General features: G+C 71.5%; 10 protein-coding genes. 4 read left to right on the forward strand and 6 right to left on the reverse strand.

Annotated elements, in window-relative coordinates; all coding sequences use genetic code 11:
- Positions 1-240: 240 nt before the first annotated feature.
- A complete protein-coding gene (locus AB0I89_RS33510) occupies positions 241-1,119 on the reverse strand; it encodes a virginiamycin B lyase (RefSeq protein ID WP_357134857.1) in 879 nt (292 codons plus the stop codon).
- Positions 1,120-1,297: 178 nt separating this feature from the next.
- On the opposite strand from AB0I89_RS33510, the gene AB0I89_RS33515 reads away from it, so the two are divergent.
- Complete coding sequence (locus AB0I89_RS33515) at positions 1,298-1,753, forward strand: hypothetical protein (RefSeq protein ID WP_357134858.1); 456 nt, start codon at positions 1,298-1,300, stop codon at positions 1,751-1,753.
- Between the two features lie 95 nt (positions 1,754-1,848).
- Here AB0I89_RS33515 and AB0I89_RS33520 read toward each other — a convergent pair whose 3' ends face one another.
- Complete coding sequence (locus tag AB0I89_RS33520) at positions 1,849-2,757, reverse strand: oxidoreductase (RefSeq protein WP_357134859.1); 909 nt, start codon at positions 2,755-2,757, stop codon at positions 1,849-1,851.
- Positions 2,758-2,840: 83 nt separating this feature from the next.
- Here AB0I89_RS33520 and AB0I89_RS33525 point away from each other — a divergent pair, with 83 nt between their 5' ends.
- Positions 2,841-3,365 carry a helix-turn-helix domain-containing protein gene (locus AB0I89_RS33525; protein WP_357134860.1) on the forward strand — a complete coding sequence of 175 codons (525 nt, stop codon included), beginning with the start codon at positions 2,841-2,843 and terminating at the stop codon, positions 3,363-3,365.
- Positions 3,366-3,393: 28 nt separating this feature from the next.
- Here the strand turns inward: AB0I89_RS33525 and AB0I89_RS33530 are convergent, their stop codons facing one another.
- The 4 genes from AB0I89_RS33530 to glnA form a co-directional block, all read right to left on the reverse strand.
- On the reverse strand, positions 3,394-3,771 hold the full coding sequence (locus AB0I89_RS33530; protein ID WP_357134861.1) for a VOC family protein: 378 nt from the start codon (positions 3,769-3,771) through the stop codon (positions 3,394-3,396).
- A gap of 127 nt (positions 3,772-3,898) precedes the next feature.
- On the reverse strand, positions 3,899-4,591 hold the full coding sequence (locus AB0I89_RS33535; RefSeq protein ID WP_357134863.1) for a WYL domain-containing protein: 693 nt from the start codon (positions 4,589-4,591) through the stop codon (positions 3,899-3,901).
- A 66-nt stretch (positions 4,592-4,657) separates the two neighbouring features.
- A complete protein-coding gene (locus tag AB0I89_RS33540) occupies positions 4,658-5,083 on the reverse strand; it encodes a DUF350 domain-containing protein (RefSeq protein WP_355051479.1) in 426 nt (141 codons plus the stop codon).
- A 100-nt stretch (positions 5,084-5,183) separates the two neighbouring features.
- Positions 5,184-6,533, reverse strand: coding sequence for a type I glutamate--ammonia ligase (glnA, locus tag AB0I89_RS33545; protein ID WP_355051478.1), 1,350 nt, complete (start codon positions 6,531-6,533; stop codon positions 5,184-5,186).
- Positions 6,534-6,770: 237 nt separating this feature from the next.
- Between glnA and AB0I89_RS33550 the strand changes: the two genes are divergently transcribed.
- Positions 6,771-8,528 (forward strand): NAD+ synthase, encoded by a 1,758-nt coding sequence (locus tag AB0I89_RS33550; RefSeq protein WP_357134864.1) that lies wholly within the window; start codon positions 6,771-6,773, stop codon positions 8,526-8,528.
- A 117-nt stretch (positions 8,529-8,645) separates the two neighbouring features.
- Positions 8,646-9,491: a 3-methyl-2-oxobutanoate hydroxymethyltransferase gene (panB, locus tag AB0I89_RS33555; RefSeq protein WP_357134865.1), complete on the forward strand. Its 846-nt coding sequence runs from the start codon at positions 8,646-8,648 to the stop codon at positions 9,489-9,491.
- The last annotated feature ends 91 nt before the right edge of the window (positions 9,492-9,582 follow it).

The following is a 9,582-nucleotide window of genomic DNA, read 5'->3' on the forward strand; positions in this document are numbered from 1 at the left end:
CCAAGAGGTTTGCGTCAGAATCCGGCCCGGAACTGACGCAAACCTCTTGATCAACGAAGCCAGGGGGCCGGGGCCGGGAGGCCAGGGGGCCGGGAGGCCAGGGGGCCGGGAGGCCAGGGGGCCGGGAGGCCAGGAGGCCAGGGGGCCGGGAGGCCAGGGGGCCGGGAGGCCAGGGGGCCGGGAGGCCAGGGGGCCGGGGGCCCGGGGGGGGCCGGGGGCCGGGGGTCGGAGGGGTATGGGTCAGGGGGTCAGGTGGGCTAGTGCGCCGGTTTCCAGGGCTGCCCACACTCCATCCGGGGTGTGGACGACGCCGTGTGGTTCCGACTGCGGGGTCGGTAGGGCGTAGCTCTCGAATCGTCCAGTCGGATCGAGGTGGCCGATCCGGTTGGCGCCCCACTCGGTGAACCAGGCCCCACCCGCTGGGTCGGCCACGATCGCGTGCGGGCGCGCGGGCCGGTCCGGCAGTGGGAACTCGACGATCACGCCATCAACGTCGATCCGGCCGACCTGGCCGGCGGTGATTTCCACGAACCAGATGGCGCCGTCCGCGCCCAGGGCGATGCCGACCGGCCCGGCGTCCGCGGTGGGCAACGGGTACAGCCTCACCGTGCCGTCGAGGGCGATCCGGCCGATCGCGTTCGCGCGGTTGAGGGTGAACCAGAGGGCGTGGTCCGCGCCGGCGGTAATCATCGAGGGGAACCCGCCGGTGACCGGCAGCGGAAAGGCGGTCGCCGTGCCGTCGGTGGTTACCCGGCCGATCGTGTCGGAGGTCATCCCCGCGTACCAGAGTGCCCCGTCGGGTCCGGCCGCGATGCCACCCGGCCCGGTACCGGCCGGCAGGGCGACCGTGCGCTGCTCGCCGTCGACGGTGATCCGACCGATCCGGTCATCACCGGAGCGGGTGAACCAGAGCGCACCGTCCGGACCCGTCGTGATGATCAACGGACGGCCCCCGGCTGGCTCCAGCGGATGGGTTCGGACCGAGCCGTCGGGGTCCAGGCGGGCGATGCCGCCGCCGTGGACCAACGTCAGCCACAGCGCGCCGTCGGGCCCGACCGTGATGCCGTACGGGCCGGCGTCCGGCTCGACGAGTGCGATCTCCCGGATCTCGACTCTCATCTCGGCGTACGTCCCTTCGTTGGCGGTGGACCGACCCTGACCGCCCGACAAGCGACGACACAACCGATTTCCGCCTTCGATTGTCAGCTCGCTGACAGGTTCGCCACGGGTCGCGCCCAGGCTCACCCGTCACTGTCGGTGACGACATCACGTATCACCTAGCTTTCTGGAGGAGAGCATGTCCCGCACCATCAGTAGGAAGCACATGCTGGCCGGCCTGGCCGCCGCCGGCATCCTCGGCGTCGGGATCGCGGCCCCGACGATCGCCTTCGCCGCCGATTCGCCGTCGCCGAGCGCCAGCACCGCCCCGGCGCCCGGAGCCAAGGCCGACCGGCAGGGTCAGTTCGCCGAGGATCTGGCCAAGGAGCTGGGCGTGCCCACCGACAAGGTGACCGCCGCGCTGGAGAAGATCCGCGAGCAGCACCGGCCGGCCGACCGGCCCCAGCGCCACTCCGCCGAGGATCGCAAGGCCGCGCTCAAGGAGCGGCTGGACCAGGCGGTCAAGGACGGCAAACTCACCCAGGAGCAGGCCGACGCCATCACCAAGGCCGTCGAGGCCGGCGTCTTCCCCGGTCCGGGCGGCCACCGCGGCCCGGGCGGCCACGGCGCACCGGCAGGTACGCCCGGCAAGTAACCCGGCGGAACCAGGGCCGCCCCGGTAGGCCCCCGGCCGGCCCTGGTCCTCCGGTCAGACCAGGTCCGGCCTCCTGGGGCGGGCCGCAGGAATCGTCAGTGCGCAGCTTCGGCACGCAAGGGGTAGGCGACGCCTGTCGCCACTTCGGACATCTCCCACAGTCGACGTCGGGTGGCCGGGTCGTAGGCGCCTTTCGGGGCCCGCTGCGGTTTCGGGGCGCCCTTGAACTGGCCGGGGCCACCCGGCCCGTAGTACTCGCCGCCGGCGGCCCGCGGGTCGGTCGCCGCCCGGAGTACGGGCAGCGCACCGGCCTGGGCAGACTGGGTGAACAGCCACCCAATCGTCGCGTTGGCGATGCGGAAGCCTGGCGATGCGTCACGAAACAGGCTGGTGCGTGCTCCACCGGGGTGGGCCGCGAGGCTGATCGTCGATGAGTCGGACGCGGCGAGTCGATGCTGCAGTTCGAACGCGAACAGCAGATTCGCGAGTTTTGCGGCGTTGTAGGCCTTGGCTGGCCGGTACCCGTCGAGGTTCCTGGGGTCGAGGTGCGTGACGGACCCGGCGGCGGCCCCCTTGCTGCTGACCGTGACGATCCGCCCGGCCGGTGACCGCTCAAGCATGTCGAGGAGGAGACCGGTCAACGCGAAGTGGCCGAGGTGGTTGACGCCAAACTGAGACTCGAAGCCGTCCTGGGTACGCCGTGCGGGCTGCCACCACAGGCCGGCGTTGTTGATCAGGATGTCGAGTCGCTCGAAGCGCTGGTGGAGGTCGCTTGCCGCCTGCCGCACGGCTTGGAGGCTGGCGAGTTCGAGGGCGAGGACGCTGCCTCTGCCGGGTAACGCGCGCAGGGTGTCCGCACCGCGTGCCGCGTTGCGAGCGCCGATCACCACGTGGGCTCCCTGAGCGCTCAAGGCCATTGCCGTTTCCAGGCCGATTCCGGCGGTAGCTCCGGTCACCAACGCGGTGGTGCCGTCGAGCCGGGGTATGTCGCGCGCACTCCACACGGCGTCTCCTATAATCGGAACGGTCGCCCCGTTTCAACTATACGGAACGGCCGCCCCGCTTGTCGACAGGCCGGAGGATCCTCATGCGTGCCGATGCTCGCCGCAATCGCCAGAGCGTCCTGAACGCCGCCTACGAGAGCCTGGCCGCCGAGGGCCTGGACGTGCCCATCGACGAGATCGCCCGTCGCGCGGGCGTCGGCGCCGGCACCGTGTATCGGCACTTTCCGACCAAGGAGTCGCTCATCGAGGCCGTAGTGCTCGACCGGCTCCACGCCCTGACCGACAAGGCCCGTTCCGGCATCGACTTCGCCGAGTTCTTCACCGTCATGGTGGAGGCCTGCCGCACCAATCGCGCCATCGCGGACGCGCTGGACCGCGGTGGATACCACATACCCGCCGACGCGGACGCCGCCCTCAACGCCGCCTTCGCCGACCTCCTGCACGAGGCGCAGCAACGCGGAACCATCCGGCCGGACGTCACTCCCGACGACATTCAAGCCCTCGTGATCGGCTGCGCCGCGACCGCGCGGCACCGTGGCAGCAGCGCCCTCGTTCAGATCGTCGTCGCCGGCCTACGCGATCAGGGCCTCAGCCCGGCCCGGACCTGAGCTTCAGTCCGGGCCAGCCGAGAAGTGATCAGCTCTGTCGGGGCGGGGGCGCGAACACGCCCAGGCGGTTGCCGACCGGGTCGATCAGCTGGGCCAACGTGAGCCCGGTGGGCGTGGTCCGGGCCGGCACCACCACCTGGGCGCCGGCCGCCTCGGCCCGCCGACAGGTCTCCTCGACGTCGGCCACCTCGGCGTAGAGGATCGCGTAGTTCGGCGACGTGCCGCCGGTCGCCCGGATTCCGCCGCCGATCCCGGTGTCGCCACCGGCCCCGGTCACCCGGTAGGAACCGCCGTCGGCCGAGCCCTCCTCGTTGAAGGTCCAGCCGAACAGCTCGCCATAGAAGCGCTCCGCCTCCTCCGGCCGGTCGGTGCCGATCTCGAACCACGTGATGGGCGTCGCGGACATACTGCCTCCAGGTCTTCGCGTTTCCGGCCGTCCGGCCGTCTCCCGGAGGAGTCTCGACGTCGTCCGCGACACCGTCCTGTCGGTGTTTCCCGATCACCCGGCCGGGTGGGCCACCCGGACCGCGCGCTCAGACCAGACTCAGCGCGCGGACCCGCTCGTGGGGGATGTCCAGGTCCTCCGGACGGAGGTCCCGGAGCACCACCTCTGGCAGGGCCTCGACCTCGCGGATCCGGTCGGTGCGGAAACATCGCACCTCGGCGCGCAGGCGGCACCAGGCCACCAGGTACCAGTGGTGGGAGTTGCCGAGGTAGCCCAGCGGCTCGACGTCCCGCAGCGAGTCGACGCCGGCGCGGTCGTCGTACCGGATGCGCAGCACCCGCCGGGCGGTGACCGCGTGGGCGACGGTGGCCGGGACGGGCGTGGCCGGCCCGTCGCCGACCAGGTGCACCCGGCCGGCGAGCCGGTGCGCCTCGGCGGCGTCGGCGGCCGGCAGCACCGCCAGCAGCTTGCGCAGCGCGGTGGCACCCGGCCCGGCGAACGGCGAGCCGGCGAGCCGGTGCAGCGCCACCGCCATCGCGACCGCCTCGGCGGCGGTCAGGTTGACCGGCGGCAGGGTGTGGGCGCGGTCCAGGACGTAGCCGCCGGTACGCCCCGACTCGGCCCAGATCGGCACCCCGGCCTGCTGGAGCGCGCCGATGTCCCGCTCGATGGTCCGGCTGCTCACCTCGAAGCGCACGGCCAGCCAGCGCGCGCTGCGCGGCCGTGGCGACACCGCCCGCAGCTCCTCGACCAGGGCGTAGAGGCGGTCCGTACGGTTCATGCCCGGCACGCTACGACCGGGGTACGACGCCCGCACTCAGGCCGTGCGGGCTCAGGCCGTGCGGGCTCAGGCGATGCAGGCGCAGACGATCAGCGCGGCACCGAAGTGCGTGGCGGCGCTGACCCGGGCCGCCGGGTGCGGCTCGGACGAGCAGATGACCTCACCGAGCTTGCCCGGGGTGAGCAGGTCCAGCACGAAGAAGGCCAGCGCCATGATGGCCAGCCCGACCAGTCCGAAGACCACGGTCGAGGCGAGCCCCTTGGCGAAGTCGCTGTAGCTGGTCAGGATCGCGGTGAAGACGATGCCGGCGATGCCGAGCTGGTTGGCGGCGAGCAGCAGACCCGCGTTGGTGTTGCGCTCGACCCAGATCAGCTCGCGCAACCGCCCCGGGGTCAGCAGGTCGACGAGCCCGAACCCGGCCGCCATGAGCCCGACGCCCACGATCCCGAACACGACGCTCTGCCAGGCACCGCTGAGCAGGTCCTCCAGCACCGACTGCCTCCCGACTCTCCGCCCGGAAGGGGTACCGGCGCGGTGATCGAGACGATAGCCGCAGCGGGCAAGCGCGTCAGCCCCGCGCCGATGCCCTGCCCTAGAGCGCCAGGTAACGCTGCCGCTCGTACGGGGTGACCTCGCGGCGGTACTGCTCCCACTCGGCCCGCTTGTTGCGCAGGAAGAAGTCGAAGACGTGCTCGCCCAGCACCTCGGCGACCAGTTCGGACTCGGCCATCACGTCGATCGCCTCGGCCAGGTTCTCCGGCAGCGCCTCGTACCCCATGGCGCGGCGCTCGGCGCTGCTCAGCGACCAGACGTCGTCCTCGGCGCCCGGCGGCAGCTCGTAGCCCTCCTCGATGCCCTTGAGGCCCGCGCCGAGCAGCACCGCGAAGGCGAGGTACGGGTTGGTGGCCGAGTCCAGCGAGCGGACCTCGACCCGGGCCGAGTTCGGCTTGCCGTACGCGGGCACCCGGACCAGCGCGGAGCGGTTCAGGTGACCCCAGCAGACGTACGCCGGGCTCTCGGTGATCCGGTCCGGCAGCGCCTGCGGGAAGAGCCGCTTGTACGAGTTGACCCACTGGTTGGTGACCGCCGTGTACTCCCGGGCGTGCATCAGCAGGCCGGCGATGAAGGACTTCGCCACCTTGGAGAGCTTCATCGGGTCGCCACCGTCGTGGAAGGCGTTGCGCTCGCCCTCGAACAGCGACAGGTGGGTGTGCATGCCGCTGCCGGGCTGGTCGGTGAACGGCTTCGGCATGAAGCTGGCCTGCACGCCGGTGGAGAGCGCGACCTCCTTGACCACGTGCCGGAAGGTCATGATGTTGTCGGCGGTGGTCAGCGCGTCGGCGTAGCGCAGATCGATCTCCTGCTGGCCGGGCGCGACCTCGTGGTGGCTGAACTCCACCGAGATGCCGATCCGCTCCAGCGCCAGCACGCCCTGGCGACGGAAGTCGCGGGCCACGGCGTGGGTGGTGTGCTCGAAGTAGCCGCCGGTGTCCACCGGGGTGGGCACCGAGCCGTCCTGCGGGCCGTTCTCCAGCAGGAAGAACTCGATCTCGGGGTGGGTGTAGAAGGTGAAGCCCTTCTCGGCAGCCTTGGACAGCGCGCGGCGCAGCACGTGCCGCGGGTCGGCCCAGGACGGCCCGCCGTCGGGCAGCAGGATGTCGCAGAACATCCGGGCGCTCTCGCCGCTGACCCCACCCTCGAACGGGAAGACCTGGAAGGTGGTCGGGTCGGGCATCGCGACCATGTCCGATTCGAAGACGCGCGCGAAGCCCTCGATCGCCGAGCCGTCGAAGCCGATGCCCTCCTCGAAGGCCGCTTCCAACTCCGCGGGCGCCACCGAGACGCTCTTGAGCGTGCCCAGCACGTCCGTGAACCACAGCCGGACGAACCGGATGTCCCGCTCTTCCAGCGTACGGAGGACGAACTCCTGCTGACGGTCCACTTCCCCAACCCCTCGCGACACTCTTTGTCCGCCTTGGCCGGGCTGCGCCCGACCTGACCGCCCAGTGTTCCCGGGCCTGGTTACGCAGACGTTACGCGAACCGCCGCCGCCCGTCCCCTCGCGTCCCGCCCGGCGAGCGGTACCGATGCGGCACGCCGGCCGCGCGGCGTCCGCACGTGGCCGCCGTCTCGTCCGAGGGTACGGATTGCTCGGCCGAAGCTGAGGCAAGATGAGGACATGCCCACCCTGCGTCTCGCCCTGTCACAGGTCAACCCGAGCGTCGGCGACCTCGCCGGCAACGCCGACCTGGTCCGCAACTGGACCCGCCAGGCCGCCAACGCCGGCGCCCAGTTGGTGCTCTTCCCGGAGATGATGTTGACCGGCTACCCGGTCGAGGACCTGGTCTTCCGGCGGTCCTTCGTCGCCGCGTCCCAGGCCGCCCTGCGGCAGCTCGCGGCCGACCTCGCCGGGGACGGTCTCGGTGACCTGCCGGTCGTCGTCGGCTACCTGGACGCCGACGGCCCGCCGCAGGTCAGTGGGGACGCCGAGCCGGGGCGGGGCGCGCGCAACGCCGCCGCGCTGCTGCACCGCGGCGAGGTGGTCGCCCGCTACTTCAAGCACCACCTGCCCAACTACGGCGTCTTCGACGAGGACCGCTACTTCGTCTCCGGCGAGGAGCTGACCGTCGTGCGGATCGGCGGGGTGGACGTCGCGCTGACCATCTGCGAGGACCTGTGGCAGGCCGGCGGGCCGTTCGCCGCCGCCCGGCAGGCCGGCGTCGGCCTCGTGGTCAACATCAACGGCTCGCCGTACGAGTTGAACAAGGACGACATCCGGCTGCCGCTGGTCCGCCGCCGGGCGGCCGAGGCGAACGCCACCATCGCGTACGTCAACATGATCGGCGGCCAGGACGAGCTGGTCTTCGAGGGCGACTCGATGATCGTCGCCGCCAACGGCGACCTGCTTACCCGCGCCCCACAGTTCGTCGAGCACCTGCTCGTGCACGACGTCGAGCTGCCGGCCGCCACGACGACCCCGGGCGGCGAGAGCGTCGCCGACGGCATGCGGGTGTCGTACCACGCGGTGGAGGCGGCCCCGCCCGCGCCGTCCGGCCCGGCCGTCACCGGCGGGCTGATCGAGCCGGTCGCCGACGAGGCCGAGGTCTGGCACGCGCTGGTGCTGGGCCTGCGCGACTACGTCAACAAGAACCGGTTCGCCTCGGTGGTGCTCGGACTCTCCGGTGGCATCGACTCAGCGGTGGTGGCCGCCATCGCCGTCGACGCGCTCGGCCCGGACCGGGTGGTCGGCGTGTCACTGCCCAGCCAGCACTCCTCCGAGCACTCTCGGGAGGACGCCGCCGACCTGGCCAAGCGCACCGGGCTCGACTACCGCGTCGAGCCGATCCAGCCGATGGTGGACGCCTTCCTGGCGAACCTGTCGCTGTCCGGGATCGCCGTGGAGAACCTCCAGGCCCGGGTACGCGGGGTCATCCTGATGGCGCTGTCGAACCAGGAGGGCCACCTGGTGTTGACCACCGGCAACAAGAGCGAGCTGGCGGTCGGCTACTCCACCCTGTACGGCGACTCGGTCGGCGGCTTCAACCCGATCAAGGACGTCTGGAAGACGCTGGTGTGGCGTCTGGCGAAGTGGCGCAACGCGGACGCGGCCCGTCGCGGCGAGACCGCCCCCATCCCGGAGAACTCGATCGGCAAGCCGCCGAGTGCCGAGTTGAGCCCGGGCCAGCTCGACAGCGACTCCCTGCCCGACTACGACGTGCTGGACCCGATCCTCATCGGCTACGTCGACGGCGACCTGGGCCGCGACGGGCTGGTCGAGTCGGGCCACGACCCGGCCGTGGTCGACAAGGTGCTGCGACTGGTGGATACCGCCGAGTACAAGCGACGCCAGTCCGCGCCGGGCACGAAGATCTCCATGAAGGCGTTCGGCCGGGACCGTCGACTGCCGATCACGAACCGGTGGCGCGAGCACGGCTGATGTCCCGCGCCTCCGGAGTGACATCTTCCACTGGGCCCTGCCGCCAGGCTGTCGCGCGGTGCGACGATCGGCGAAGCCCGGGGACCGCGCAGGCGGCCTCGAGGAAGGGAGACAGTCATGATCGAGTCCACTCCGCACGAGGTGACCGCGCTGTACGGCGGACCGGCCACCCGTCGGGTCCGCACCCGCGACCTGATCGCCGCGAAGGAGCGCGGCGAACGGTGGCCGATGCTCACCTCGTACGACCAGTACACGGCGGGGATCTTCGACCGGGCCGGCGTACCGGTGCTGCTGGTCGGTGATTCGGCGGCGAACAACGTCTTCGGCTACGAGACGACCCTGCCGATCACCGCCGACGACCTGTTGCCGCTGGTACGGGCCGTGGTGCGCTCGACCCGGCAGACCCTGGTCGTCGGTGACCTGCCGTTCGGCTCGTACGAGGAGGGCCCGGCCCAGGCGCTGCGCACCGCCGTCCGGTTCATGAAGGAGGGCGGCTGCCACGCGGTGAAGCTGGAGGGCGGCCGGCGCTGTGCCGCGCAGATCGCCGCGATCGTCGGCGCCGGCATCCCCGTGATGGCGCACATCGGCTTCACCCCGCAGAGCGAACACACCCTGGGCGGCTACCGGGTGCAGGGGCGGGGCGACACGGCCGACGAGGTGCTCGCGGACGCGCGGGCGGTGGCCGAGGCCGGCGCGTTCGCGGTGGTGCTGGAGATGGTGCCGGGCGTGGTGGCCAAGCAGATCACCCACGAGCTGTCCATCCCCACCGTCGGCATCGGCGCCGGCCCGGACACCGACGCCCAGGTGCTCGTCTGGCAGGACATGGCCGGCCTGCGCACCGGCAAGGCGCCACGCTTCGTGAAGCGGTACGCGGACCTCGCGGACGTCCTCACCGACGCCACCCGGCGCTTCGCTGAGGAGGTCCGGGGCGGCGAGTTCCCGGCCGCCGAGCACACCTTCTAGGTGTGCTGTCCAGGGAGGTTGGTCGAGGTTGTGTGACGACACGATCTGATGTCGTAGGTAGGTGAAGGCCTCCGGTTGTGGAGTGGAGCTG

This window comes from Micromonospora sp. NPDC049801, from assembly GCF_040656575.1.
Taxonomy (GTDB): Bacteria; Actinomycetota; Actinomycetes; order Mycobacteriales; family Micromonosporaceae; genus Micromonospora.

Excerpts from the sequence above, each read along its gene's own strand:
- AB0I89_RS33535 (WP_357134863.1), bottom strand. The coding sequence starts at position 4,591 with ATGAACCGTACGGACCGCCTCTACGCCCTGGTCGAGGAGCTGCGGGCG.
- AB0I89_RS33510 (WP_357134857.1), bottom strand. The coding sequence starts at position 1,119 with ATGAGAGTCGAGATCCGGGAGATCGCACTCGTCGAGCCGGACGCCGGC.
- AB0I89_RS33525 (WP_357134860.1), top strand. The coding sequence starts at position 2,841 with ATGCGTGCCGATGCTCGCCGCAATCGCCAGAGCGTCCTGAACGCCGCC.
- AB0I89_RS33515 (WP_357134858.1), top strand. The coding sequence starts at position 1,298 with ATGTCCCGCACCATCAGTAGGAAGCACATGCTGGCCGGCCTGGCCGCC.
- AB0I89_RS33530 (WP_357134861.1), bottom strand. The coding sequence starts at position 3,771 with ATGTCCGCGACGCCCATCACGTGGTTCGAGATCGGCACCGACCGGCCG.
- AB0I89_RS33550 (WP_357134864.1), top strand. The coding sequence starts at position 6,771 with ATGCCCACCCTGCGTCTCGCCCTGTCACAGGTCAACCCGAGCGTCGGC.
- panB (WP_357134865.1), top strand. The coding sequence starts at position 8,646 with ATGATCGAGTCCACTCCGCACGAGGTGACCGCGCTGTACGGCGGACCG.